This is a genomic window from Nocardiopsis coralliicola (assembly GCF_054779695.1).
The window spans coordinates 1-25658 of the sequence record NZ_BAAGXT010000036.1; the positions used below are offsets into that span (position 1 = coordinate 1).

Annotated in this window: 19 protein-coding genes, 2 tRNA genes and 1 pseudogene; 4 read left to right on the top strand and 18 right to left on the bottom strand. The window is 72.1% G+C overall.

The annotated features are described in order from the left end of the window. The 11 genes and pseudogenes from ACYVGT_RS20835 to ACYVGT_RS20885 all read right to left on the bottom strand — a co-directional run. Nucleotides 1-848: pseudogene (locus ACYVGT_RS20835) on the bottom strand (ribonuclease E/G); the annotation flags it as partial. A 123-nt stretch (nt 849-971) separates the two neighbouring features. Further along, nucleotides 972-1841: a TIGR03936 family radical SAM-associated protein gene (locus tag ACYVGT_RS20840; protein WP_460861186.1), complete on the bottom strand. Its 870-nt coding sequence runs from the start codon at nt 1839-1841 to the stop codon at nt 972-974. Nucleotides 1842-2867: 1026 nt separating this feature from the next. Beyond that, a complete protein-coding gene (locus ACYVGT_RS20845) occupies nt 2868-4817 on the bottom strand; it encodes a TIGR03960 family B12-binding radical SAM protein (RefSeq protein ID WP_460861070.1) in 1950 nt (649 codons plus the stop codon). A 126-nt stretch (nt 4818-4943) separates the two neighbouring features. Then, nucleotides 4944-6059 (bottom strand): rod shape-determining protein RodA, encoded by a 1116-nt coding sequence (gene rodA, locus ACYVGT_RS20850; protein ID WP_460861188.1) that lies wholly within the window; start codon nt 6057-6059, stop codon nt 4944-4946. A gap of 90 nt (nt 6060-6149) precedes the next feature. Further along, nucleotides 6150-8363 carry a penicillin-binding protein 2 gene (gene mrdA / locus ACYVGT_RS20855; protein WP_460861072.1) on the bottom strand — a complete coding sequence of 738 codons (2214 nt, stop codon included), beginning with the start codon at nt 8361-8363 and terminating at the stop codon, nt 6150-6152. After that, nucleotides 8360-8911 (bottom strand): rod shape-determining protein MreD, encoded by a 552-nt coding sequence (mreD, locus tag ACYVGT_RS20860; protein WP_460861075.1) that lies wholly within the window; start codon nt 8909-8911, stop codon nt 8360-8362. The genes mrdA and mreD overlap by 4 nt, the downstream gene beginning before the upstream one ends. Then, entirely contained in the window at nt 8908-9825 is a 918-nt protein-coding gene (gene mreC, locus ACYVGT_RS20865) for a rod shape-determining protein MreC (RefSeq protein WP_460861078.1), read from the bottom strand. Before mreC ends, mreD begins: the two co-directional genes overlap by 4 nt. Nucleotide 9826: 1 nt before the next feature. After that, entirely contained in the window at nt 9827-10861 is a 1035-nt protein-coding gene (locus ACYVGT_RS20870) for a rod shape-determining protein (protein WP_460861082.1), read from the bottom strand. Nucleotides 10862-11161: 300 nt separating this feature from the next. After that, entirely contained in the window at nt 11162-11572 is a 411-nt protein-coding gene (gene ndk, locus ACYVGT_RS20875; RefSeq protein ID WP_460861085.1) for a nucleoside-diphosphate kinase, read from the bottom strand. Nucleotides 11573-11806: 234 nt separating this feature from the next. Continuing rightward, nucleotides 11807-12208: a DUF4233 domain-containing protein gene (locus tag ACYVGT_RS20880; RefSeq protein ID WP_460861089.1), complete on the bottom strand. Its 402-nt coding sequence runs from the start codon at nt 12206-12208 to the stop codon at nt 11807-11809. A 2-nt stretch (nt 12209-12210) separates the two neighbouring features. Next, nucleotides 12211-13557, bottom strand: coding sequence for a bifunctional folylpolyglutamate synthase/dihydrofolate synthase (locus tag ACYVGT_RS20885; protein ID WP_460861189.1), 1347 nt, complete (start codon nt 13555-13557; stop codon nt 12211-12213). Between the two features lie 222 nt (nt 13558-13779). Here ACYVGT_RS20885 and ACYVGT_RS20890 point away from each other — a divergent pair, with 222 nt between their 5' ends. Then, a complete protein-coding gene (locus ACYVGT_RS20890; protein WP_460861092.1) occupies nt 13780-15066 on the top strand; it encodes a hypothetical protein in 1287 nt (428 codons plus the stop codon). A 93-nt stretch (nt 15067-15159) separates the two neighbouring features. Here ACYVGT_RS20890 and ACYVGT_RS20895 read toward each other — a convergent pair whose 3' ends face one another. Further along, entirely contained in the window at nt 15160-16554 is a 1395-nt protein-coding gene (locus ACYVGT_RS20895) for an LVIVD repeat-containing protein (protein ID WP_460861097.1), read from the bottom strand. Between the two features lie 141 nt (nt 16555-16695). Next, nucleotides 16696-18087 (bottom strand): LVIVD repeat-containing protein, encoded by a 1392-nt coding sequence (locus ACYVGT_RS20900; RefSeq protein ID WP_460861099.1) that lies wholly within the window; start codon nt 18085-18087, stop codon nt 16696-16698. A gap of 422 nt (nt 18088-18509) precedes the next feature. Between ACYVGT_RS20900 and ACYVGT_RS20905 the strand changes: the two genes are divergently transcribed. Next, nucleotides 18510-19229, top strand: a complete 720-nt coding sequence (locus tag ACYVGT_RS20905; RefSeq protein WP_460861101.1) for a DUF305 domain-containing protein — start codon at nt 18510-18512, stop codon at nt 19227-19229. 256 nt (nt 19230-19485) lie between these two features. Here ACYVGT_RS20905 and clpX read toward each other — a convergent pair whose 3' ends face one another. From clpX to ACYVGT_RS20930, 5 genes are all read right to left on the bottom strand, one after another. Further along, nucleotides 19486-20763, bottom strand: a complete 1278-nt coding sequence (gene clpX / locus ACYVGT_RS20910) for an ATP-dependent Clp protease ATP-binding subunit ClpX (protein ID WP_460861105.1) — start codon at nt 20761-20763, stop codon at nt 19486-19488. A gap of 321 nt (nt 20764-21084) precedes the next feature. Then, entirely contained in the window at nt 21085-21747 is a 663-nt protein-coding gene (locus tag ACYVGT_RS20915) for an ATP-dependent Clp protease proteolytic subunit (protein ID WP_460861107.1), read from the bottom strand. A 55-nt stretch (nt 21748-21802) separates the two neighbouring features. Next, on the bottom strand, nt 21803-22369 hold the full coding sequence (locus ACYVGT_RS20920) for an ATP-dependent Clp protease proteolytic subunit (protein WP_460861191.1): 567 nt from the start codon (nt 22367-22369) through the stop codon (nt 21803-21805). A 292-nt stretch (nt 22370-22661) separates the two neighbouring features. Next, entirely contained in the window at nt 22662-24194 is a 1533-nt protein-coding gene (gene tig, locus ACYVGT_RS20925) for a trigger factor (protein WP_460861109.1), read from the bottom strand. A gap of 279 nt (nt 24195-24473) precedes the next feature. Continuing rightward, nucleotides 24474-24548 (bottom strand) — tRNA-Pro (locus tag ACYVGT_RS20930). Nucleotides 24549-24677: 129 nt separating this feature from the next. Between ACYVGT_RS20930 and ACYVGT_RS20935 the strand changes: the two genes are divergently transcribed. Together ACYVGT_RS20935 and ACYVGT_RS20940 are read left to right on the top strand one after the other, a co-directional pair. Next, nucleotides 24678-24748, top strand: a tRNA-Gly gene (locus tag ACYVGT_RS20935). A 220-nt stretch (nt 24749-24968) separates the two neighbouring features. Beyond that, nucleotides 24969-25472, top strand: a complete 504-nt coding sequence (locus tag ACYVGT_RS20940; protein ID WP_460861111.1) for an adenylyltransferase/cytidyltransferase family protein — start codon at nt 24969-24971, stop codon at nt 25470-25472. The last annotated feature ends 186 nt before the right edge of the window (nt 25473-25658 follow it).

A 25658-nucleotide genomic window follows, 5' to 3' on the forward strand; every position in this document is an offset into this window, starting at 1 on the left:
CGGCCGCGGCCTCCGCGCCGGCGGCGCCGGCGCGCGGGGCGCTCGCCGCCCTCGGCGTCGTCCTCGTCGTCAGCGTCGCCGCTGTCCGCAGCGCTCTCAGCGCCGGCGCCGTCCTGCTCGGCGAGCTCGTCGGCCGGAACCTCGGCCGGCGGGCCGGCCGGGCGCTGGGCCGCCGCCGGCTGTGCCACCGGCGGCTGGAAGAGCACCATCGGGGCCTGGAAGGCACCGGTGCCGTTCGCCTCGGCTGCGGACTCCTCGTCGTCGGCGGGGGCCTCAGCAGAGCCGGCAGCCGGCTCCACCGGCTCTTCGGCGCGGGCCGCGGTGCGGCGCCGGGAGCGGCGCGGGCGCTCGGCCGGCGCCTCCTCGGCGGTTCCGCTGCCGGTGCTGCCGCCGCTCTCCGCGGCGGAACCGGCGCCGGCCGGCTCGTCGGCCGGGGCGGCCGCGCGCTTCGCCGCCGCCGAGCGGCGACTGCGCGTCTTGGGGGCGGCCTCCTCGCCGGCTGCAGCGGCGGGGGGCTCTGCGCCTCCCGCTGCCGCGGTGCTCGCTGCGGGTTCGGGCGGCGCGGCGGCGGCGCGGCGAGCACCCGCGCCTCTCCCGGACGGCTGGCTGACAGCCACCGAGACGGCCGCCTCCGGCTCCACCGAGCCGGCCGGAGCGGTCAGCGGGCGGGCGGGCGGCGCAGCCGGCTCGGGTTCGGGCGGTGGGCCCGCCGCACGCCGGGCGCCGGCGGAGCGGGTGGGCGCGCTGACCCGGATTTCCGGCTCTGGCGTGGGCGCAGCAGCGCCCGCAGTGGTTTCAGTTGTTCCCGCGGTGCCGTCGGCACCGCTGTTGGGCTCGTTCTCGAGCATCCGGGCGGTCTCCCGTCAGAGCCTTCGGGCGCGGCCGGGGCCGGTAGCCTCGGCCGCCGCTCGCGAAGGCTGTCGTCGCTGTAATCGGCGCCGGCGGCGCTCCCGCGCAGCCGGGCGAAGTCGTCATGGTTGGCCCGTGTCCCCCGACGGGAGCGGCGCACCGCGCGCCCCCTCCACAGGCCCGGACGGCCGCGGTCCCTGTGCCGCGCGCCCGGTCGGGTCCGCCGTGCTCTCCGCATGCAGCGGATCGGCGATCCCGTCGGACGTTCCGTCCAGCAGCCCCTGCGCCAGCCGCGTCATAATCGGTGATGACGGCGGCGCGAGGCCGGCTACTCGGCGGAGGCCGGTGACTACGTCGTCCGGTCGAACGGCCGGTGTGGTATGCCGAACGACCATCCGAAGTATGGCATATGTCGCGTTGTGTCCCCTTGTGCCGCGCGCCTCGGGCTCCAACCGGAGCACGGCCGCCCGCGCATCGAAACGGCGGCGGCCCTTCTTCGTGACGCGCTCAACCTCGACACCCTCGGCCGCGAGAAACGCGGCCGCGGCCTGCTCGGCGACGCCGGGGTCGACGCCGGGCAGCTCCACTCTCCACTCCGATGCCTCCAAGTGGTCCGCCAGACCGCCCGAACCCGCCTCCGCGACCTCGAGCACATCCAGCCCTGCTGGCAGGGCCGCATCGAGGCTGGCGCGCACCTCCGCCGCATCCGCCGGCTCCGCCACCGCCATCTCGAAGTACTCCGCCTCGCTGGCCACCCCGGTCGGAGCGGCTCCCGGATAGGAGATCTTCGGATGCGGCGTGAACCCGGCCGAATAGGCGACGGGCACCCGCGCCGCTCGCACAGCCCGCTCCAGCGCACGCGCGATATCGCGGTGGCTGGCGAAACGCATCCGCCCGCGCTTGGCGTAGCGGACCCGCAGCTTCGCTCCGAGCGGCTCAGGCGAGGGCGGTGCAGTGCCCTGGGGTACCGGGGGCAGTGGTGCTCCTTTCATGCTCAACTCCAGCGGCGGATCCGACATTCCCGTCAGACCGCGCGCGGAAGTCCACGTCCCGTTCAGCCTACGGCCCGCGCTAGGGGGCGCGCGCCACCGGACAGGCGGTGTCGACCGATCATCCGACGCGATGGGCGGCACCCTCCGCGAGTGGATCTTGTTCCACAGGTGCTCTTCCCCCGCCACCGCCCCCTTAAGCCACCGGGCGGCCCCCCGCCAGCAGGGTGGCCGGCCCCGACCGCGACCCCACGCACCCCAACCGCCCCCTCAGCACGGCCGCGACACCCGAGGCCCGCCCCAATCCGCCAAACCGCAACCCGGTGACCTGCTCCGATACAACAGCCCAATTTTTTTTCGAGTTTTTCGCTCCGCCTTGCCAACCATCCCCGCCCCCCGTCCGTCTTACTGCACGTATGGCCCGGCGCGAGCGGGGCGCCGGGCCATGCTTCCCCTCCCCTTGTCGCTGCGGGCAGCTCCCAGAGAGCCAATCCCCACCGGGGGGACACCCCCCGAACCCCCCACAGGCCCACGCCCACTCCAGCCGACGCCCATTCGGGGCCACCACACCACGGGGCCGAGGAACACCCCCCACCATCGCCACGGGTACTCCCCTTGTCGCTGCGGGCAGCTCCCAGAGAGCCAATCCCCACCGGGGGGACACCCCCCGAACCCCCCACAGGCCCACGCCCACTCCAGCCGACGCCCATTCGGGGCCACCACACCACGGGGCCGAGGAACACCCCTCCCCTCCTCTTGCCAGCCGTTGCCACGGCTTCCCAGAGGGCCGATCCCCACTACGGGCCCCCGAAGCCTCCAATAGGCCCACGCCCACTCCAGGCGACGCCCATTCGGGGCCACCACACCACGGGTGTGAGGATGGGCGCTCTCCGCCGGGCCGTCACCCCTCGGTGCAGGGGAGAGACCGGCGCTGCGCGCCGCAGGTGGCCGCGTCCTCTGCCGCTGCCTCCGCCCGGCGCCTCTGGGTCCGCACCGACCTCCGCGCGCCGCAGCCGGCGCCCTGTGCGGCTACAGGACGTGCAGGGGCAGGGATCGGGACGGATCGGCGGGGGCGGGGGCGAGCTGGATCTCGGTGCCCAGGGACGGGCAGACGCCGCAGTCGTAGCACGGGGTCCAGCGGCAGTCGTCGACTTCGACCGACTCCTCAGCGTGCTGGGCGTCGGACCAGTCCTGCCAGAGCCACTCCCGGTCGAGGCCGGCATCCAGGTGGTCCCACGGCAGGATCTCGGACTCCTCCCGCTCGCGCAGCGTGAACCACTCCAGGCCCACCGGGGAATCCGCGAACACCTCGGCGGCGCACCGCTCCCAGCGGGCGTAGTCGAAGCACTCGCTCCAGCCGTCGAACCGGCCGCCGTCGCGCCACACGCGCTCCACCACGGCACCCACCCGGCGGTCGCCGCGCGACAGCAGCCCCTCCACCACCGACGGCGCGCCGTCGTGGTAGCGCAGCCCGATCGACTTGCCGAACCGCCGGTCCGACCGGAGCGCGTCGCGCAGTTTCCGGAGCCGCGCGTCCACCGCCTCCGCCGGCGCCTGGCCCGCCCACTGGAACGGCGTATGCGGCTTCGGCACGAACCCGCCGATCGACACCGTGCACCGGATGTCGGTGCGGCCCGACACCTCTCGGCCCGTCCGCACGACCTCCTTGGCCAGGTCCGCGATCGCCAGGACGTCGGCGTCCTCCTCCGTCGGAAGGCCGCACATGAAGTACAGCTTCACCTGGCGCCAGCCGGCAGCGTAGGCCGCCGCGACCGTGCGGATCAGGTCCTGCTCGGAGACCATCTTGTTGATCACCCGGCGCATCCGCTCGCTGCCCCCCTCGGGGGCGAACGTCAGCCCCGACCGGCGGCCGTTCCGCGTCAGCTCGTTCGCCAGGTCGATGTTGAACGCGTCCACCCGCGTCGACGGCAGCGACAGCCCGGTGTGCGTGCCCTCATAGGTGTCTGCCAGGCCCTTGGCCATCGCGCCGATCTCGCTGTGGTCCGCGCTGGACAGCGAAAGCAGCCCCACTTCCTGGAACCCCGACGACGCCACACCGCGCTCCACCATCGACGCGACCGTCCGCGCACTGCGCTCCCGCACCGGCCGCGTGATCATCCCCGCCTGGCAGAACCGGCAGCCCCGCGTACATCCGCGGAAGATCTCCACGCTGTACCGCTCGTGCACCGACTCCGCCACCGGCACGATCGGGCTCTTCGGGTACGGCCACCGGTCCAGGTCCATCACCGTGTGCTTCTGCACCTGCCACGGCACGCCCGGCCGGTTCGGCCGGTAGCCGCCGATACGCCCGTCCTCGGCGTAGGAGACGTCATAGAATCGCGGCACATAGACGCCGCCGGACGCCGCCAGCCGGGCGAGCAGGCCGTCGCGGCCGCCCGGCCGGCCCTCCCGCTTCCACTCGCGGACCACCTCGGTGATCGCGAGCGCCACCTCTTCGCCGTCGCCCAGCACCGCCGCGTCCACGAAGTCCGCGATCGGCTCCGGGTTGAACGCCGCATGCCCGCCGGCCAGTACCAGCGGGTGCTCCTGCGACCGGTCCGCGGCGTGCAGCGGCATACCCGCCAGGTCCAGCGCCGTCAGCAGGTTGGTGTAGCCCATCTCGCTGGCGAAGCTCACGCCGAGCACGTCGAATCCGGCCACCGGGCGGTGCGCGTCCACCGTGAACTGCGGGATGCCGTGCTCCCGCATCAGCTCCTCCAGGTCGGTGCCGACCGCATAGGTCCGCTCCGCCAGTACGCCGGGGCGCTCATTGAGGATCTCGTACAGGATCTGCACGCCCTGGTTGGGCACGCCCACCTCGTAGGCGTCCGGGTACATCAGCGCCCACCGGACCTCGGCCGCGTCCCACTCCTGCACGACCGAGTTGAGTTCGCCCCCGACGTACTGGACCGGCTTGCGCACCCGCGGCAGCAGCCGCTCCAGCTCCGCCAGCACACTGTCACCCGCGTTGAACCGCATCCGACCCTCGCACCCGGTTGGCGTGTCGGCGGGCTCCGGAGCCGCGGGAGCGCTGCGCCCGCGTCCGCTGCCCGCCCCGTCCCTCGCGCACCACCCTAGACACTCGCCGCACCGGCGTGCGGCGCGTCACGCGAACTGGCGTTCGCGCGCCTTCACCCCGAGCACCAGGCCCACGCCCACGAGGTTGGCGATGGTGGCGGTACCGCCGTAGGAGACGAACGGCAGCGGGATGCCGGTGATCGGCGCGATGCCCAGCGTCATGCCGATGTTGATGAAGCTCTGGAAGCCGAACCAGCTCGCCACGCCCACGCAGAGCAGCCGGCCGTAGGGCTCCTTGCAGCGGGACGCGATCGCCAGGATCCGCCACAGGACCACGCCGAGCAGCGCGATGATGCAGAAGCTGCCCGCGAAACCCAGTTCCTCGCCGGCCACCGTGAAGATGAAGTCGGTGTGCTGCTCGGGGACGAAGCGGCCACTGGTCTGCTCCCCCTGGAACAGGCCGGTGCCGCCGGCGCCGCCCGAGCCGACCGCGATCATCGCCTGGTTGGCGTTGTAGCCGCGCCCCTGCGGGTCGGCGGCCGGGTCGACGAAGCTGGTGAGCCGGGCGAGCTGGTACGCCTTCAGCAGGCCGAACCACCAGACGGCGACGAGGCCGGCGACGGCGCACCCCACCAGGCCCACGATCCACTTCAGCGGCGCGCCGGACATCGCGAGCATGCCCAGGTAGGTGGCGCCGACGACCATCAGCGAGCCCAGTTCCGGCTGCCCCACCACGAGCAGCGCCGGCACGGCGAGCACCGCCAGGCTGAACAGGACGTCGCGCGCCGTGGGCTCCCGGTCGCCGTCCCGCGGCTCACCGAGGAGCATCGCCGCCATCAGGATGAGCCCGACCTTGGCGATCTCCACCGGCTGCAGCTGCAGGCCGCCGATGACGATCCAGGCCCGGGCGCCGTTGATCGTGGCGCCCAGGGGGGTGAACACCAGCACCAGCCCGACCAGCGACACCGCGTACACGATCGGCGCGTAGGCCTTCGGGGTCCGGTAGTCCACCGCGGCCACCACCGCAGCGACCGCGGTGCCCAGCGCGACGTAGAGCAGCTGGCGCTGGACGTAGTGCAGGGTCTCCTCGGGGTGGCCCGGGATGTAGGTCGCCGCGGCCAGCAGCAGCACGCCCACCGCCGACAGCGCGGCGACCGCCGCCACCAGGATCCAGTCGAGGCGGCGCGGCCGCGCGGCGGCGATGAGCCGGGCAGCGGTGCCGGCGGGCGGGGCCTGCGGCTGCGGTTCGGGGCCGGTGCGGATGGTCACCGGAATCTCCTCGTCGGTGGGCGGTCACGGCTTGGTGTCGTCCTCGGCGATCGAGCCGTCCGGGCGGACCTCGGGCAGCTCCTCGCGCGGTTCGCCGCCCGGCAGGACCGGGCCGCCGTCGCCCTCGTCCTTGTCGTCCTTGTCCTTGCCCTTGTCGTCGTCGCCCTTGCCGGAGAACCCGTAGATGCCCTCGTAGATCTCCTTGGCGACGGGGGCGGCCGTCTCGCCGCCGGTGCCGCCGTTGGGGATGAGCACGACGACGGCGATGTCGGGGTCGTCGGCCGGAGCGTAGGAGGCGAACCACGCGGAGGACTCCTGGCCCATGGCCGACGCCGAACCGGTCTTGCCGGCGATGGAGACCTGGTCCTGCGGGAAGTCGCCGAAGGCGCCCTTGGCGGTGCCCTGCTTCGGCACCTGGGCGAGCGCGGACTGCAGGTACTCGACGACCTCGTCGTCCACCGGCAGCTCGCCGGTCTTCTGCGGTTTGATCGGCTGCGTCTCCGAACCGTCCGCCGAGACCAGGGCCTTGCCGACGTGCGGCTCGTACAGCGTGCCGCCGTTCGCGATCGCCGCGTAGGCGCGGACCAGCTGGAGCGGGGTGACGAGCACGTCGCCCTGGCCGATGGAGAAGTTCACCGCGTCACCGGCGCGCCACCGGTAGCCATCGGTGCAGTTCTCCTTGGCGACCGACTGCAGGTAGGAGGCGCGCTGCGGGTCCTCCTTCTCGATGTCGGGGAAGCCCTCCTTGGCCTCCTTGCAGCTCTGGTCCTTGGTGGTGTCCCAGAGCTCCTTCTTCCATTCGCGGCCCGGGACGCGGCCCGCGCCCTCGTGCGGGAGGTCGATGCCGGTCGGCTGCCCGAAGCCGAACCCCTCCGCGGCCTCCTGGAACGCGTCGTCGGGGTTCTTCTTCGGGTCGGAGCCGCCCTCCTTCTTCCACTGGTCGTAGGCCAGCTGGTAGAAGACCGTGTTGCAGGAGACGACGATGGCGCGGTGCAGGCTGAGACTGCCGTGCGTGGTGCCCTCGTAGTTCTCGAAGGACCGGTTGCCGACCGTGATCGACGACGGGCAGCCGTAGGTGCCGTTCAGCGACGCGCCGCCGTTCACGCCCGCCGCCAGCGAGGCCACCTTGAAGGTGGACGCCGGCGGGTACTGGCCCTGCAGCGCGCGGGAGGTGAGCGGTTCGCCCGCCTCCTCGCTCAGCATCTCGTCGAACGTCTGCTGGTCGATGCCGCCGTCCCAGACCGTCGGGTCGTAGGTGGGCAGGCTGGCCATCGCGAGGATGCCGCCGGTGCGCACGTTCATCACCACGCCGGCGGCCGACTTCGCGGGCTTGCCGTCGCCGCGGGCCCGCTCGATGCCGTTCTGCAGCGCCTTCTCGGTGATCTTCTGGACGTCGGCGTCCAGCGTGGTCACCAGGTGCTTGCCCGGCTCCTGGGCCTGCTCGTGCACGGTGCCGGTGACGTCGCCGCGGTTGTTCACCGCGAGCGTGCGCACACCGGCGGTGCCGCGCAGCTCCTCGTCGTAGACGGCCTCCAGGCCGTCCCGGCCCACCTGGTCGACGCCGCTGAACTGGGCGCGCAGCTCCTCGCGGGCCTCCAGCTCCTCCTGGGAGACCGGCTGCAGGTAGCCGAGGACCTGGGACGCGCTCTCGCCGCGCGGGTACTCGCGGACCGCGAGCTGCTGGGCGGAGATACCCGGGAACTCCTCGCGCTGCTCCATGATCTGCAGCGCGGCCTTCGCGTCGACGCCTTCGGCGAGCGTGACGGGCTGGTACGGCGACCCGGGCCAGCAGGGGCGGCTCACCTCAGGGCCGCACAGCCGCAGCCGCTTGGCGATCTCGTCCGCCGGCTCGCCGACGGCGTCGGCAACCCGGGCGAGAACGGCCTTGCCGCCGTCCGGCTGCTCCTTGAGCTTGTGGTAGTCGGCCGAGACCACCAGCTCGGTGCGGTTGCGCACCAGCGACCGGCCGGCCGAGTCGACGATCTGCCCGCGGGTCGCGGGCACGATGAGCTCCTGGGTGCGGTTGGACGCGGCCAGCTCGGCGTAGTGGTCGCCCATCGGCACCTGCAGGTACCAGAGGCGGCCGGCGAGCACCGCGAACAGCACCAGTACCAGCACCTGGGCGACGGCCATCTTCAGGTGTCCGCCCACCACCGGCGGGGTGCGCTCGCCGGGCGGCGCCGGCGGGGTGTCGTCGGGGCGCTTCCTGCCGCTCCAGATGCGGCGCGGCCGGCTCATCGGATCCACCCCTCGGTGCGCAGCGGCGTCCCCAGTGCGGGGAATGCGGCGTAGCGGTCCGGGTCAGCGGTGCGCAGCAGCCGGTCGGCCGGCCACAGCACGAGCGGCGCCGCGACCGCCGTGGCCAGCGCCGTCGCCGGAACACCGAGCGCCGCGGCCACCAGTCCGACCCGCGGGTCGCCCAGGGCGGCGCCGAGCAGCGCGTAGCCGAGTGCGGTGCCGGCGGCGGCGGTGGCGGCGGCCGAGTAGCGGGCCCAGAACGAGTGGACGTCGCCGCGCGACCAGGCCGCCGCCAGATACCCGGCCAGGCAGTACAGCAGCGCGTAGCGGCCGACCTCGTGGTCGGCCGGCGGCAGCAGGTCAACGGCGAGCCCGGTCAGGAATCCGCCGATGGCGGCGGAGGTGCGGCCGCTGCGCAGCGCGACCGCGACGACCGCCACCACGGCGAGGTCCGGCGCGACCCCCCACGGCAGCGGGATGCGGTTGACGACGGCCGTCTGGACCAGCACCGCGGCCACCAGTACGGCAGCGCTCAGCAGCCCCTTCACCGCTCCTCCCCGGGCGTGCGCTCGGCGTCGGCCTCCGGCTTCGGCGGCAGCACGCCGTCCTTCGGGTCCTTCTCCGGTGCGGCGACCACGACCCCGACGATGTCGAGTGCCCCGAGGTCGGCCGCCGGCCGCACCTCGGCGGTGCGGCTCAGCGCCCCCGGCGTGTCGCGGACCTCGGTCACGGTGCCGACCGGCACCCCCGGAACGAACGGCGTGTCCGCGTGCGACCCCATGGTGACGATGCGATCCCCCTCTTCGATGCGCGCGTCGGACTGCATGAGCTCCAGGACCGCGGGCGCGTCGGCCTTGAGCGGGCGCGCGTTGCCGTGCACGGCACCGATCTGGCGCGACCCCTCCATACGCGCGCCGACCGAGGAGGCCCCGTCGGTGAAGAGCAGCACGGTGGCCGTGGCGTGTGAGGTGCGGACGACCCGGCCGACCAGGCCGTCGCCGTTGAGCACCGTCATGTCGGCCTGTACGCCGTCCCGCTCGCCGACGTCCAGGGTCACCGTGTCGGCGTAGCCGCCGGAGCCCAGGCGGGTGACCGACTGGGCCGGCACCACGGTGTAGCCGCCCAGCCCGGACAGGCCGAGCAGGTCCTCCAGCTCGGTGGAGCGCTTCTCGTCGGCGGCGCTCGCGTCCAGCTCGGCGGTGAGCTCCCGGTTGCGCTCCTCCAGTTCGCTGATGCGCTGCTGCGCCCCGGGGGCGGCCCGCACCGCCGACAGCGACGACGCCAGCGGCCGGGAGACCGTGGACACCGCGGCGGCCACCGGGCCGAACGCGGTGCCCGCGGCGGACCGGGCCCCGGCCACCGCGGGCTGCGGCTCCTCGCCCGCGTCGAGCGCGATGAGCCCGAGCGACGCGGCGATCAGCAGGGCCAGGACCAGGCGCGGGCGCGTGCTGTCGCGCCGCATCTCAGCGCCGCCGTTCCGGGACGAGGACCTGGTTCAGGCGCTCGATGTTCTCCACGCAGGTGCCCGAGCCGATCGCCACCGAGTCCAGGGCGTTCTCAGCGAGGTGGATCGGCATGCCGGTCTCGTGCCGGAGCCGGTCGCCGAGGCCGCGCAGCAGTGCGCCGCCGCCGGTGACCGCGATGCCGCGGTCCATCACGTCGCCGGACAGCTCCGGCGGGCACTTGTCCAGGGTGGTGCGCACCGCGTCCACGATGGCGGTGACCGGCTCCTCGATGGCCTGGCGGACGTCGGCGGCCGAAAGCACCACCGTCTTCGGCAGCCCGGAGATGAGGTCCCGGCCGCGCACCTCGGCGTGCATCTCTTCGGAGCCGGTCGGATAGGCGGAGCCGATGGCCACCTTGAGCTCTTCGGCGGTCCGCTCCCCGATCATCAGCGAGAACTCCTTCTTCACGTAGGTGGAGATGGAGTGGTCGAGCTCGTCGCCGCCGACCCGGATCGACTGGGAGGTCACGATGCCGCCCATGGAGATGACGGCGACCTCGGTGGTGCCGCCGCCGATGTCGACGACCATGTTGCCGGTCGGTTCGTGCACCGGCAGGCCGGCTCCGATCGCGGCGGCCATCGGCTCCTCGACGATGTGCACCCGGCGCGCGCCCGCCTGGTAGCCGGCCTCCTTGACCGCGCGGTGCTCGACCGAGGTGATGCCGCTGGGCACGGCGACCACGACGCGCGGTTTGGCGAAGTGGCGGCGGCGGTGGATCTTCTGGATGAAGTAGCGGAGCATGCGCTCGGTGATCTCGAAGTCGGCGATGACGCCGTCCTTGAGCGGGCGCACGGCGGTGATGTTGCTCGGGGTGCGGCCGATCATCTGCTTGGCGTCGATGCCGACCGCGACAATCTTGCCGTTGGCGGTGTTGAGCGCCACAACCGACGGCTCGTTCAGCACGATCCCCCGGCCCCGCACGTACACCAGCGTGTTCGCGGTACCGAGATCGACCGCCATGTCGCGGCCGAGAAAGGCGAGATTGTTGGGCATTTTTCGTCCTCAGCGGCACCAAAGCGGCGCGTCGCGCGCGGGGCGGGCAATACGGTCTCGTTCGTGAACGGATGTGTATCCAGCACCCGTATCGTAACGCTGAGCATCTGTCCCGTTACGCAAACACACCGAATCGTTGCGCCATCCGGCGCGGAGCCTCCGGATTGGCAGCGGGCAGCACCGCCGAAGCCCTGCCGGAGCAGCAGAACGGGCGCCGGGCGGTCGCTACCGCCCGGCGCCCGCGGACGCCGCCGCCCCTGCGGGGCGGAGCTGTGCTGAGGAGCCTGCCTCAGCGCCTCCTCAGTGCTGGAGGTCGGGGAAGAAGAGCTTGATCTCCCGCTCGGCCGAGTAGGTCGAGTCCGAGCCGTGCACGATGTTGGCCTGGACCTCCAGGGCGAAGTCGCCGCGGATCGTGCCGGGCCCGGCCGAGACGGGGTCGGTGGCGCCGGCCAGGGCGCGGAACGCCTCCACCGAGCGCTCGCCCTCGACGACCATCGCGACCAGCGGTCCGCCGGTGATGAACTCGACGAGCGACGGGAAGAACGGCCGCTCGGCGTGCTCCTCGTAGTGCGTCTTCGCGGTCTCCTCGTCGAGGGTGCGCAGGTCGAGCGCGACGATCTTCAGGCCGCGGCGCTCGATGCGGGAGATCACCTCGCCGATGATGTTCCGCCGCACGCCGTCGGGCTTGATCAGGACAAGGGTGCGCTCCACGGTGACTTCTCTCCTCGCAACAGGGGTGTGCAACGTATCGGCTCGCTCCGCTGGCATGCGGCCGTCGGCCCCGGGGGCCGGACGGCGGCGGGCGGAGGGACCGCGCGCGGCAGGGGGTGCGGCGGGCGCGGATGGTCCCGAGCGTGATGGCACCCTACCGCGCACCCCGCCCTCGCCGCGCCCGCAGCGGAGCGGCCGCGCCGACCGGACCGCGGCGCCGCCCTCGCCCGGTGCTCAGGCGGTGGCGGTCGGCCGCGGCGGCTCGGCGCCGGACTCCTCCGCCTCGGCCCGCTGGGCGGCGAGGCGCTCCCGGTGCTCGTGCGCGGCCTTGGCCGCGTCGGTCTTGCGGCCCAGCCACACGCCGGCGATCCACAGTCCGGCGAACACCACGCCGAGGAACGCCAGGCCGGGCACCATGAAACCGGTGATCAGGAACGCGCCCTGCAGCACCCACCCCGCGTAGTGCGCCCACGTGTAGCGCTGCAGGGCGGCGAGCACGAGCGCGGCCAGCGCCAGCCCGCCGTAGAGCGCGCCGGCGGTGGCCAGCGAGAATCCGGCGAGCTGCACCGCCACCGGAACGGCGAGGGCGATCACCACGACCTCGAACGCGAGCACGACCGTGCAGATGGTCCGCACCGTCACTCCCCCTTGAGCAGCAGGCCGGCGTCGCCGGCGGTCACGACGGAACCGGTGATCAGGACACCGGTCCCGGAGGTCTCTCCGGTCTCCTCGGCGAGGTTGACCGCGGCGGCGATGGCGTCGTCCATCCGGTCCACCGTGTGCACGCGCTCGTGGCCGAAGATCTGCTCGGCGATGCCGGCGAGCTCGGCGGCGGGCAGCGCGCGGGGCGAGGAGTTCCTGGTCACGACGATCTCGGTCACCAGCGGCTCCAGCGGTTCCAGGATGCCCTCGACATCCTTGTCCGCCAGGATCGAGACCAGCCCGACCAGCCGGGTGAAGCCGAAGGACTCCTCCACCGCTGCGGCGGTGGCCGCCATGCCGGCCGGGTTGTGCGCGGCGTCGACCATCACGGTCGGCCCGCGGCGCACCACTTCCAGCCGGCCGGGCGCCTCGGCGCCGGCCAGCGCGGTGGCGACCAGCTCGGGGTCGAGGGCGTCGTCGCCCTCGCCCGGAGCGGCGAACGCCTCCGCTGCGGCGATGGCCACCGCGGCGTTGCCGGCCTGGTGGGCGCCGTAGAGCGGCAGGAACAGGCCCTCGTAGGTGCCGCGCAGGCCCTGCACGGTGACGAGCTGCCCGCCGACGGCGACCTCGCGGTGCCGGACGCCGAACTCGATGCCTTCGCGGGCGACCACGGCGTCGGCCTCCGAGGCGCGGCGGACGAGCACTTCGGCCGCTTCGAGCGGCTGCTGGGCGAGGACGGCGATCGCACCGGGCTTGATGATGCCGGCCTTCTCCTCGGCGATGCCGTCGACGGTGTCCGGCAGGAACTCGGTGTGGTCGATGCCGATCGGGGTGACCACGGCGACGTCGCCGTCGGCGGTGTTGGTCGCATCCCAGGTTCCGCCCATGCCGACTTCGACGACGGCCACGTCGACCGGAGCGTCGGCGAACAGGGCGTAGGACATCACGGTGAGGACTTCGAAGAAGGACAGCGGGGTGCCGGTGGAGTCGTCCACCATCCGCACGTAGGGCACTACGTCGTCGTAGGCGGCGACGAACTCCTCCTCCGTCACCGCCTCTCCGTCGACGACGATGCGCTCGCGCATCGTGCGCAGGTGCGGGCTGGTGTAGCGGCCGACGCGCAGCCGGCGCTCGCGCAGCAGCGCGTCGATCATCCGCGCGGTCGAGGTCTTGCCGTTGGTGCCGGTCACGTGCACGACGCGGAAGTTGCGCTGGGGGTCGCCCAGGAGGTCGAGGACCTCGGCGACCCGCTCCAGCGTGGGGTCGATATCGCTCTCCACCCGGCGGGCGGTGATCGCGGCCGCGACCTCCCGGTAGCGCGGATGCACGCCGTCCTTGCTCACCGCTGGGCCCCCGTCTCCGTCTGCGCCGCGGCCCTGCCGGCCGGCGCCTCCCCCGTCACGCATCGCACGCCTCCACACTACTGACGGACGGCCGCCGCGGCGCCCGGCCCCGCCCCGAGCCGCCGTGAGGAGTCCCTCTCCCCCGGGGCGGCGGCGGCCCCGAGGGCCCGCAGCGGGGACGCGGCGCCAAGGCCGCCGGCAGCGGTGCGGTAGGAAGGGGCCATGCCGATGAGCTCCGTCTTCACCCGCGAATGGGAGCGGCGCGCGCCCGGACAGCGGCGCAGTCTGCCGCGGATGGCAGCGCTGCTGCGCGCCCTGGGCGACCCGCAGGACCGGGTGCCGGTGCTCGGCGTGGTCGGATCCAAGGGCAAGGGCACCGCGGCCACCGTCGCTTCGGCGCGGCTTGCCGCCGCGGGCCTGCGGGTGGTGACGGTGACCGGGCCGAGCTACCGGTCGCACCGGGAGCGGGTCCGCGTCTCCGGGTGCTCGGCCACCGCCGAGCGGATGGCGGAGCTGGGGGCCGCCGTCGGCGCCGCCGCGGAGGGGCTGCCGCCGGTCGACCCGGGGTCGGCCGACCCGGTGGCCGCCGGCCACCTCGCGCCGAGCGGCCTGTTCCTGGCCGCGGGGCTGCTGGAGGCCGAGCGGATCGGCGCCGACGTGGCCGTCCTGGAGGCCGGCCAGGGCGGGCGCCGCGACGATCTGGCGCTCACCCGGCCGCGGGTGGTCTCGATGGGTGCCGTCTTCGGCGAGCACCTCGGCGTGCTCGGCGATTCCCCGGCCGAGATCGCCGATGAGAAGGCGGGTGTGTCCGGCCCGGACACGCGTGCGCTCGTGCACCTGCCGCAGCAGCCGGACGTGGCGGCCGCACTGCGCCGCGCCGCCGGTGCCGCGACCGGCGGCCGGGTGGTGGCCGAGGAGGTCGACCCGGCCGCGCCCGGGGTGCAGCCCGCGCCGGAGCTGCGCCCGCCGGGGCTGTCGGCGCATTCGGCGGTGGTCGGATACGCCGCGGCCGAGCGGATGCTGACCGTCCTGGGCCGCGACCCCGCCGCCGACGATCCCGCGCGGATCGCAGCGGTGCTGGGCTCGGTGCGGCTGCCGGGCCGGCTCTCCCGGCACCGGGTGGGCGGGGCCGAGCTCCTGGTGGACTGCGCGATCGACCGGACCGGCATGCAGGCGGCGCTGGCGTATGCGCGGTCGGTGTGGCCGCGGATCGACCGGGTCCTGGTCGGGCTTCCGGACCACAAGGACGTCGGCGGAGCCATCGCGGAGCTGGCCGGGCTGCCGGTCACCGCCTCTGACCTTCCGCTGGCGCATCTGCGCTTCGAGCACCCGCTGCCGCCGTCCTGGGAGCGGATCGGGCACGCCGGCCTCACCGCGGCCGCCATCGAGGCGCGCGGGCCGCGCGTGCTCGCGTTCGGCACCGTCTACTTCGCCGCGCACCTGCTGGAGGCCGTCGGCGCCGACACCGACGCGCTGTTCCGCGTGCCGGACCGCGCCCCGGGCGGCTGACCCCGCGCAGCGGCGCCCCCGCACCGCCGAGCGGTGCGGGGGCGCCGGGACCCGGTCAGACCCGGTGCACGCCGGCGGGCCGGCGGCTCCGGATCAGAACCTCGGCTGGTTCTGCGGGTTGAACTCCTCGTAGGTGTTCTTCTCGGCACCGTTGAGGCGCTCGTCGTCGATCTTCAGGACGTCGAGGCCGCGCTCGATGTCGTTGGAGTAGACGTAGCCGTTGTAGTAGTAGGTCGACCAGGTGTCGCTGTCGGTCTCGATCGACGGGTCGACCCGCGAGTCGGCGTCGAAGAAGCCGATCTCCTCGGGGTTCTTCGGGTCGTTGAAGTCGATGATCGAGACGCCGCCCTGGTACCAGGACTGGACGAAGTAGTCCTTGCCGTTGACCGGGATGAGCGATCCGTTGTGCGCGACGCAGGTCTGGTCGCCCTGGTGGCGGTCGATCTTGTAGTAGCTCTGGAACTCCAGGCTCGGGTCGCCCTTGCCGCCCTTGAGCGAGTAGATGGCGTTGGCCCCGCGCTCCGGACCGATCTCCTCGGTGCACGTCGGGGCTCCGCCGCCGCCGAGCTCGTCGGTGAACAGCACGTTCTTGCCGTTGTTGGTGAACGTCGCCGAGTGCCAGAACGCGAAGTTGTCGTCCCGGACGGTCTCCACGACCTCGGGGGCGACCGGGTCGCTGATGTCCATGATGATGCCGTCGCCCATGCAGGCGCCAGCGGCGATGTCCTGCTCCGCGAACATGGTGATGTCGTGGCAGCCCTCGGTCGGCCGGAGCAGGCCGTCCTGGTCTTCATTGCCGCCGTCCGGGAAGAGCACCGGCTCCGCGGCGATCTCCGCCGAGGCCGGGTCGTCCAGCGGGACCTCGATGATGGAGATCTTGTCGTGCGGCGGCTGGCAGTTCGGGAACTCCTCCGACGGCGCATACGACGACACGTAGATGTAGTCGGTGCCGTCGCCCTGCAGCAGGCTGTTGGTGTGCGACCCGCAGTCGGTGTCAACGGCCGCGACATACTCCGGCTGGGACTTGTCGGAGATGTCGAAGATGCGCATGCCCTCGAAGGCGTCCGCGTCGGAGGCGTCCGACTCCGCAGCGCCGCACTCGTCGCTCTCCCGCGGATAGTCCACCGAGTAGTAGAGCAGGTCGCCGGAGACCGAGACGTCGCCCTGCCCGCCGGGGCAGAGCACGGTGCTCTCCACCGTCGGGTTCTCCGGGTCGGAGATGTCGTAGATCGCGAAGCCGTTGTAGTTGCCGCCGATGGCGTAGTCGCCGGTGAAGGCCAGGTCGCTGTTGGTCTCGCCGAGGCCCTCGGGCTTGGGCACGTTCGCGACGTGCTCCAGGTTGTCGCTGATGATCGCGTCGGAGGGCGGCTCCGCGGCGTCGGCCGCTGCCGGTGCTGCGCCGAGCAGGCTCAGTGCGAGGCCCGCGGCTCCGGCGAGGGCGGCGGCTGCACGCCACCGGCCGCGCCGGCGTGTGGGGGGTCGCGACATGCGTTCTCCTTGTGAGCGGGGTGGGGGTGTGCGGTACGGCGCGCGGAGCGGCGTACCGCCGAGCCGCCCGCCCCCGGGGAGCCCGGGGGCGGGCGGACAGCTGGGAACGGCGGTCGGGAGCGGCGCAGCCGGCCGGGGCGGTCAGTACCGCGGCTGGTTCTGCGGGTTGAACTCCTCGTAGGTGTGCTTCTCGGCCTTCCGGACCCGGTCGTCGTCCAGATAGAGGACGTCGAAGCCCTGCTGGATCTCCGAGGAGTACACGTGGCCGTTGTAGTAGTAGGCCGACCAGGAGCCGCTGAGGTCGTCGCCGCCGAACGGGCCGCGGTCGAAGTAGGCGATCTCCTCGGGGTTCTCCGGATCGTTGAAGTCGATCACCGAGACACCGCCCTGGTACCAGGCCTGGACGAAGTAGTCCTTGCCCTTGACCGGGATGAGCGAGCCGTTGTGCGCGACGCAGTTCTCCGTATCGGTCTGGTGCCGGTCGATCTTGAAGTAGCTCTGGAACTCCAGGCTCGGGTCGCCCTTGCCGCCCTTGAGCGAGTAGATGGCGTTGGCACCGCGCTCCGGACCGACCTCCTCGTTGCAGGTGGCGCCGGCCCCGCCGCCGAGCTCGTCGGTGAACAGCACGGTCTTGCCGTTGTTGGTGAACGTCGCCGAGTGCCAGAACGCGAAGTTGTCGTCGCGCACCGTCTCCACGACCTCGGGCGCCACCGGGTCGCTGATGTCCATGATCACGCCGTCGCCCATGCAGGCGCCCGCCGCGATGTCGCGCTCGGGGAACATGGTGATGTCGTGGCAGCCGGTGGTCTCGCGGCTGGGGCCGGAGCCGTCGTTGCCGCCGTCCGGGAAGAGCACCGGCTCGGACGCGATCGCCGCGGAGGCCGGATCATCGTGCGGGACCTCGATGATGGAGATCTTGTCGTGCGGCGGCTGGCAGTTCGGGAACTCCTCCGACGGCGCATACGACGACACGTAGATGTAGTCGGCGTCCTCGCCCTGCAGCAGGCTGTTGGTGTGCGACCCGCAGTCGGTGTCGACCGAGGCGATGTACTCCGGCTGGGACTTGTCGGAGATGTCGAAGACCCGCATCCCCTCGAACGCGTCCGCGTCGGAGGCATCCGACTCCGCAGCGCCGCACTCGTCGCTCTCCCGCGGATAGTCCACCGAGAAGTAGAGCAGGTCGCCGGAGACCGAGACGTCGCCCTGCCCTCCCGGGCAGAGCACGGTGCTGACGATCTCCGGCTCGGACGGCTCTTCGATGTCGTAGATGACGAAGCCGTCGTAGTTGCCGCCGATGGCGTAGTCGCCGGTGAACGCGAGGTCGCTGTTGTAGGACGCGGTCGAGTCCAGGCCGGCCGGCTTCGGCAGGTTCGCCAGGTGCTCGACGTTGTCGCTCTTGTCGACGCTGTCGTCAGGCGGCACGTCGGCGGCCGCGGGTGCCGCGGCCAGGCCCAGTGCGACGACGGTTGCGGCGGCGAACGCGGCGAAGCGGGCCAAAGGCCCGCGGGAGCGCCGCCCGGGGGATGTGGGCATCCGGACTCCTGTCGTCCGTGGAGCATCCGCGGTGCGGATCCGTCCGTGGATACAAAAACCAGCAGAAAACTACCGACAAGCGACAAGCACTGCCTAGGGGCGTAACCCGAGCGACACACCCGGAACCCCTTCCGGCCGGGGCGGCGCAGCACATCTCCGGCGTCGCCCTCCGCCCCTCTGCACCCTCCGATCCCCTGTTTCCGCATTTGGCGGCGCCCGTCCGGGGATTCGAGGAGTACCGCACCCCGACCCGTTCCGGCCGAGCCGATCCACCCATTTTCGGAAGACCATTGACAAAATTAACCGGGAGCCGAAATACGGAGCGCATCGGATACGCCCGGTTACACGGGGTTCACGCTGGACAAAACGCCCCACACGGAAGTAGAAACCCCCTACCCGCTGCTCCATTGGAAGGAGGCCCCGTGCTCCGCAGGGCCTTTCCGGTCACCGCCGCCCTCGCCCTAGCGCTGTCCGCCGGATGCTCCGGTGGCGACGGCGGCAGCGCCGATCCGCCGGTCCTTCAACCGGGCGGCCCCGGGGACGAGGCGACCCCGGCCTCCGAGGAGGACATCGACGCGGCGAACCAGGAGATCACGCACAACGAGGCCGACGTCCGCTACGTCGTGATGATGATCGAGCACCACCGGCAGGCGCTGGTGATGACCGAGGCCGTCGACGGCGACCTGGAGAACGGCGGACTCACCAAGATCGCCGAGCGCATCGAAGCGGCGCAGGATCCCGAGATCGATGCCATGGAGAAGTGGCTCGAGGACAACGTCTACGGCCCGGCGGAAGGCAACCCCAACTATGCCGACCAGTGCGGCCTCACCGAGTGGCGGGACGGCGCGGACGGCGGCGGGGGCGGCCACCACGGCGGCGGCGACTGCCCGATCGGCGTCAGCCACGAGGACATGCCGGGCATGGCCTCCCCGGAGCAGCTGGACGAACTGGAGGACGCCGCCGGCGCCGACGCCGACGAGCTCTTCGTCGAGCTGATGACGGCCCACCACGAGGGCGCCATCGAGATGGCCGAGACCGCCAGCACCGACGGCAAGCACACCGAGGTGCTCCGGATGGCCTCCGACGTGATGGCCGAGCAGCGCGCAGACATCAACCGCATGGAGGAGCAGCTGGAGGACTGACCAGCGGCGGGCCGGCGGATCAGCGGGCGCGCGGCCGGAGGGAGAACCCGGGTGCAGGCGCCGCGGATCGCTCCCGGCATGCCGGGCCGGCGCCAGCGGTGCCGCGCGTCCCGGAACCCGGCCCCGCCGCACCGCGGATACCCGGGCGAACAGGGCGGGGGCAGCGGGGCGCAGCAGAAGGGCCCTGCACCGCCTCGGAAGGCGCTGCAGGGCCCGCCGGCAGTCTCCGGGGCCCGCGGGGCGGGCCCGTGCCCGGTCAGGCCGACTTCTCCTCGGGCTCCTCGTCGTCGGCGCGGGAGCGGCCCACGATCGTCGGGTTGACGTGCTCGAGCACGGCCTCCCGGGTGATGATGACCCGGCCGACGTCGCCGCGGGACGGCACCTCGTACATCACCGACAGGAGCACTTCCTCGATGATGGCGCGCAGGCCGCGCGCCCCAGTGCCGCGCAGGATCGCCTGGTCGGCGATCGCGGCGAGCGCCTCGTCGGAGAACTCCAGGTCAACGCCGTCCAGCTCGAACAGGCGGCGGTACTGCTTCACCAGCGCGTTGCGCGGCTCGGTGAGGATCTGGACCAGGGCGTCCCGGTCGAGGTCGTGCACGCTGGTGATGACCGGCAGGCGCCCGACGAACTCCGGGATCATCCCGAACTTCAGCAGGTCCTCCGGCATGACCGCGGAGAACGGGTCCTCGCCGGCGCCGGGGCCGGACGCCCGCAGCACCGCGTTGAAGCCCATCGCCTGCTTGCCGACGCGGGAGTCGATCAGCGAGTCGAGCCCGGCGAAGGCGCCGCCGCAGATGAACAGCACGTTGGTCGTGTCGATCTGGATGAACTCCTGGTGCGGGTGCTTGCGCCCGCCCTGCGGCGGAACGCTCGCGGTGGTGCCCTCCAGGATCTTCAGCAGCGCCTGCTGGACGCCCTCACCGGAGACGTCGCGGGTGATCGACGGGTTCTCGCTCTTGCGGGCGACCTTGTCGACCTCGTCGATGTAGATGATGCCGGTCTCGGCCTTCTTGACGTCGTAGTCCGCGGCTTGGATCAGCTTCAGCAGGATGTTCTCGACGTCCTCGCCGACGTAGCCGGCCTCGGTGAGCGCGGTGGCGTCGGCGATGGCGAACGGCACGTTGAGGATCTTGGCGAGGGTCTGCGCAAGGAGTGTCTTGCCCGAACCGGTGGGGCCGAGCAGGAGGATGTTGGACTTGGCGATCTCCACGTCCTCGTCGCGCCCGCGCTCCGGCTCCGAGCGGACCCTCTTGTAGTGGTTGTAGACCGCGACCGACAGGGCCTTCTTCGCCTGCTCCTGGCCGATCACATAGGAGTCGAGGAACTCGAACAGCTCACGCGGCTTGGGCAGGCTGTCCCATTTGGGCTCGGCGGTCTCGGCGAGTTCCTCTTCGATGATCTCGTTGCACAGGTCGATGCACTCATCGCAGATATAGACCCCGGGGCCGGCGATGAGCTTTTTCACCTGCTTCTGGCTCTTGCCGCAGAACGAGCACTTCAGCAGGTCTCCACCGTCGCCGATGCGTGCCACCCAGCCACTCCTTATAACGTCGGCCGCCCCGTCACAGCGCCCGTACCCGCCTGGACGGTCTGGGACCGCCGTCCAGCGGACTCCCGCTCCTGCAGGATATGCCCTTCGGCGCCGCACCCGTACGGGGTGATCTGTGCGTCGTTCATTCGAGCGTAAGCGAAGAAGGGGACCGGCTTCACCACCCGGCGGTCCCCGGCGTGTGCTGATTCCGGTCCCCTCAGGGGCGCCTGAAGGGCGTGTTTGGTGGGCAACCGCCCTGCTGCGCGTCGCCCACCAAAAACACCCTAGGGCCGTCCCGGCTGGTGGCCCCCTCGGTGCGCACTACTTCATCGAGGTCTTGCGGTAGGGCAGGACGAAGTCGACGATCCCGTAGTCCTTCGCCTCATCGGCGGTGAGGATCTTGTCGCGCTCGATGTCGGTGGAGATCTGCTCCTCGGAGCGGTCGGTGTGCCGCGCCAGGGTCGTCTCGAGCTGCTTGCGGATCCGCATGATCTCGTTGGCCTGGATCTCGATGTCGCTCGCCTGCCCGCGAGTCACGTCGGTGGCGGGCTGGTGGATCAGGATCCGGGCGTTGGGCAGGCAGCCGCGCTTGCCCTTGGTGCCGCCGGCGAGCAGCACGGCGGCCGCGGATGCGGCCTGGCCGATGCAGACCGTCTGGATGTCCGGGCGGACGAACTGCATGGTGTCGTAGATCGCCATCAGCGACGTGAACGACCCGCCCGGGCTGTTGATGTACATCTGGATGTCGCGGTCGGCGTCGATCTGCTCCAGGGTGAGCAGCTGCGCCATGATGTCGTTGGCCGACGTGTCGTCGATCTGGACGCCGACGAAGATGATCCGCTCCTCGAAGAGCTTGTTGTACGGATTCATCTCCTTGACGCCGTACGACGTGCGCTCGACGAAGGACGGAAGGATGTAGCGGCTCTGCGGGCCGGCCGGGGCGGTGCCGCCGGCGCCGTACGCCTGGATGTCGTAGTGGTTCATGGTCTGTGGCCCTCCACGGTGCACCGAGCGGATCGGGAAACGGGTCGCCGGAACGTCACGAGTTGCCGGAGACGTCCAGCGTCCCCTGCAGGACCTCGTCGATGAAGCCGTACTCGCGGGCCTCCTCGGCGGTGAACCAGCGGTCGCGGTCGGAGTCCTTCTCGACCTGCTCCACGGTCTGGCCGGTGTGGAAGGCGATCCGCTCCTGGAACATCTTCTTCACGTAGAGCAGGTCGTCGGCGAGGATCCGGATGTCCGACGCGGTCCCCCCGATGCCGCCGCTCGGCTGGTGCATCATGACGCGGGCGTGCGGCAGCGCGAAGCGCTTGCCCGGCGCGCCGGCGCAGAGCAGGAACTGCCCCATCGAGGCGGCCATCCCCATGCCCACCGTGCGGACATCGTTGGGGATGTACTGCATGACGTCGTAGATCGCCATGCCGGCGGTCACGGAGCCGCCGGGGGAGTTGATGTAGAGGGTGATGTCGCGGTTGCGGTCCTCGGCGGACAGCAGCAGCAGCTCACCCACAATGCGGTTGGCGATCTCGTCATCGACCTGCTGGCCGAGGAACACGATGCGCTGGCGGAGCAGGCGCTGGGACGTCTGCTCGAACATGGGGGGGATCGGCGACTCGGCCGTACGGGCATCGACTCGCGTGGACTCAGTACTGGTCGGCGGCACTCTCGTCACCTGCTCCGAATTCGAAACTGTTGCGACGCTTGCGACACTAACGGTCGCGGCCGCCCTGCTCGGACCGATCAGCGGCCTGTTCGCTTTGAGCGCAGGTTCCCGGCGCGTGTTCCCTAGCGCCGAAACCCCCTGCTGACCGGGTGCGCACGCACGCGGCCCCCGGCCGCGCGGTGCGCGGCCGGGGGCCGGTGCTGCCGGGCGGCCGCAGCCGTCCCGGACGGGAGTGCTACTTCTCGGCGGCGGCGTCCTGCGCCTCGTCCGACTGCTCCTCGGCACCGTCCTCGGCGTCGGCCTTCTTGGCCTTCGGCTTCTTGGCCGCCTTCGCCTTGGGCTCCTCCTCGGCCTCGGCCGGGGCGGCCTCCTCCGCGGCGGGGGCCTCGTCGGCCTCCTCTGCGGCGGCTTCCTCTGCGGCGGGGGCCTCGGCGTCAGCCTCAGCCGGAGCCTCCGGAGCGGCGTCGGCGGTGGCGACCGGGTTGCCGGACTCGTCGGTGACCGCGGCCTTGGAGACCACGAGGTCCATCGCCTTGGAGCGGACGACCTCGGTGTAGGCGACCTGGATCTGGTTGGACTGCACCAGGTGCTGCACCAGCTGGTCGGGCGAGACGCCCATGCTCTGCGCCTGCTCGATGATGTAGGCGCTGAGCTCCTCCTGGCCGGCGGCGAGCTCCTCCTGCACAGCGAGCTGGTCGAGGACGAAGCCGGCCTTGACGGCGGAGGTGGAGCTGGTCTTGAGCTCCTCCTCGAACTCCTCCTCGGACTGGCCCTGCATCTCCAGGTAGGACTCCTTGCCGAGCCCGCCCTGCTGCAGCTGCTGCTCCAGGCTCTCCCGGCGGCGCTTCACCTCGTCGTCGATGACCGAGTCCGGCAGCGGGATGTCGATCGACTCGACGAGCTTCTCCATGGCGCGGTCGCGGGCCTGGGAGACCTGCTGCACGCCGCGGTTGTCCTCGAGACGCTTGCGCACGTCGGCGCGGAGCTCCTCGATGGTGTCGAACTCGCTGGCGAGCTGGGCGAACTCGTCGTCCAGCTCGGGGAGCTCCTTCACCTTGACCGAGTGCACGGTGACGGTGACCTCGGCCTCGCGGCCCTCGTACTCGCCGCCCACGAGCGTGGTGGTGAAGGTGGTGTCCTCGCCCTCGGACAGCCCCTCGATGGCCTCGTCGAGGCCCTCCAGCATGGTGTTGGTGCCGACCTCGTAGGAGACACCGGACGCCTGCACGTCGTCGAGCTTCTCCCCGTCGATGGCGGCAGAGAGGTCGATGGAGACGTGGTCGCCGCTCTGCGCGGCGCGGTTCGCGCCGACCAGCGTGGAGAAGCGCTCGCGGAGGTTGCCGAGCTGGTCCTCGACCTGCTCGTCGGTGGCCCCGGCGTCGTCGACGGTGACCTCGATGCCCTCCCAGCCGGTCACCTCGAAGGACGGGCGGACGTCGACCTCGGCGGTGAACGCCAGCTCGTCGTTGTCCTCCAGGCGGGTGATCTCCACGTCGGGCTGGCCGAGCGCGAAGACCTCGGTCTTCTGGATGGCTTCGTTGTAGAGCTCGGGGACGGCGTGGTTGACGGCCTCGCTGATGACCGCTCCGCGCCCGACGTAGCGGTCGATCAGCCGGGCCGGCGCCTTACCCGGGCGGAAGCCCTTGATCCGGACCTGCTTGGCCAGCGACTTGTAGGTCACGTCGAACGCGTGATCCAGTTCCTCGAAGGGAACCTCGATGGTCAGCTTGACCCGGGTCGGGCTGAGCTCCTCGACATCGGTCTTCACGGGGCGGTACTCCTAGATTTCCGGCAGTTTTCCGGGTCGACCCGGCATGTGGGGGCACGCTCCGCGGCCGCGGCGCCACGCGCCGCCCGATCGACCGCGCCGTGGGGGTTCTTTGAGGGATCCCGCCCAGCGGGATCGAAGAATCTCACGTGCGTCCCCTGCTGATCACACCAAGTCTAGGGCAGACATGCGGGGGCTCACGGCCTTCGGACGCGAGCCCGGAGGCGGTGCCCCGGCACCTCCGACAGGCCAGCCGCCCGCCGGAGCGGTACGGCATCGTCGGGGAGGCGGGATTCGAACCCGCGGCCTCATGCTCCCAAAGCATGCGCGCTAACCAAGCTGCGCTACTCCCCGCTTCCGCCGGCGCTCTCCCCGGCACCGCGCCGTTCCGGGAAATCCGTGTACGACCGGCGCTGCAGAGACGGTAATGTGGTCCCCGGCGGCTCCCCGAGTCTAGAGGAAACTCGGCGGGGTCGGCGCCACGCGGGCGTAGTTCAATGGTAGAACTCCAGCCTTCCAAGCTGGCCATGCGGGTTCGATTCCCGTCGCCCGCTCCGCAGCGCGACAGGGCCAGGCCCGGGGAGACCCGGCCTGGCCCTCCGCCGTTCCGGGCGGTGCAGCACTGCCCCGGAGCGCTGCCGGCCGGCCGCACAGCGGGAGCGGCGCCCGCGCGCACCGGGCCCGGCAGGTATGTTGGTCCGGGCGCTGCACGCGCGGTCCTGCACCGCTGGTGCGCAGCGCGTGCGCCGATCGCGCGCGAAGGGGGTGGGGGAGATGTCGTCTGCCGGTGAACCGGCTTCCGCTGCCGCGGCACTGGCCGCGCACTGGGTCGCCGCGCCGCCCGCCGGGACCCGTCCGGCGGTCGTGACCGGCGTCTTCGATGTCCTGCACGTCGGGCACCTGCGCTTCCTGAACGCCATCCGGGACCGCGGCCTGCCGCTGGCCGTGGGGGTGGAGGACGACCGCCGGGTGAGCGCCTGGAAGGGCCCCGACCGGCCGGTCAACCCCGACGCCGAGCGGGCCGAGCTGCTGGCCGCGCTCCGCTGCGTCGACGGCGTCTTCATCGTCTCCGGTCCGCCGGAAGTCCACGGCTGGGACGCCTACGCCGAGCTGCTGCGGCCGATCCACCCGGCCGCGCTGGCGTTCACCGCCGGCGATCCGCACACCGGCGCCAAGCGCCGCGGCGCCGAGGCGATCGGCGCCCAGGCGTGGGAGCTTCCGCTCACCCGCGGCCGCTCCACGAGCGCGACCCTGCAGCGCCTCTCCCCCACTCTGTAGCCGCTGTCGGCGGCGGCTGGGCCCGGATCCCCGCCGGTCTCCCGCCGGCCGCGCCGCGGCCGGCGCGGACGCATTCCCGGGCCTCTGGCCGGATGCGGCGGCGCTGCACACACTCCGCGCGGGGAACACACCGGCCCTGCACGCTGTTGTCGACCCTGCACGCGCACCGTCCAGCCACGACCTGCG

Bases quoted from the DNA above. Each gene is read 5' to 3' on its own strand.
- ACYVGT_RS20840 (WP_460861186.1), bottom strand. From the start codon at position 1,841: ATGAAAGGAGCACCACTGCCCCCGGTACCCCAGGGCACTGCACCGCCC.
- ACYVGT_RS20845 (WP_460861070.1), bottom strand. From the start codon at position 4,817: ATGCGGTTCAACGCGGGTGACAGTGTGCTGGCGGAGCTGGAGCGGCTG.
- mrdA (WP_460861072.1), bottom strand. From the start codon at position 8,363: ATGAGCCGGCCGCGCCGCATCTGGAGCGGCAGGAAGCGCCCCGACGAC.
- mreC (WP_460861078.1), bottom strand. From the start codon at position 9,825: ATGCGGCGCGACAGCACGCGCCCGCGCCTGGTCCTGGCCCTGCTGATC.
- ACYVGT_RS20870 (WP_460861082.1), bottom strand. From the start codon at position 10,861: ATGCCCAACAATCTCGCCTTTCTCGGCCGCGACATGGCGGTCGATCTC.
- ACYVGT_RS20890 (WP_460861092.1), top strand. From the start codon at position 13,780: ATGCCGATGAGCTCCGTCTTCACCCGCGAATGGGAGCGGCGCGCGCCC.
- ACYVGT_RS20895 (WP_460861097.1), bottom strand. From the start codon at position 16,554: ATGTCGCGACCCCCCACACGCCGGCGCGGCCGGTGGCGTGCAGCCGCC.
- ACYVGT_RS20900 (WP_460861099.1), bottom strand. From the start codon at position 18,087: ATGCCCACATCCCCCGGGCGGCGCTCCCGCGGGCCTTTGGCCCGCTTC.
- ACYVGT_RS20915 (WP_460861107.1), bottom strand. From the start codon at position 21,747: ATGAACCACTACGACATCCAGGCGTACGGCGCCGGCGGCACCGCCCCG.
- ACYVGT_RS20940 (WP_460861111.1), top strand. From the start codon at position 24,969: ATGTCGTCTGCCGGTGAACCGGCTTCCGCTGCCGCGGCACTGGCCGCG.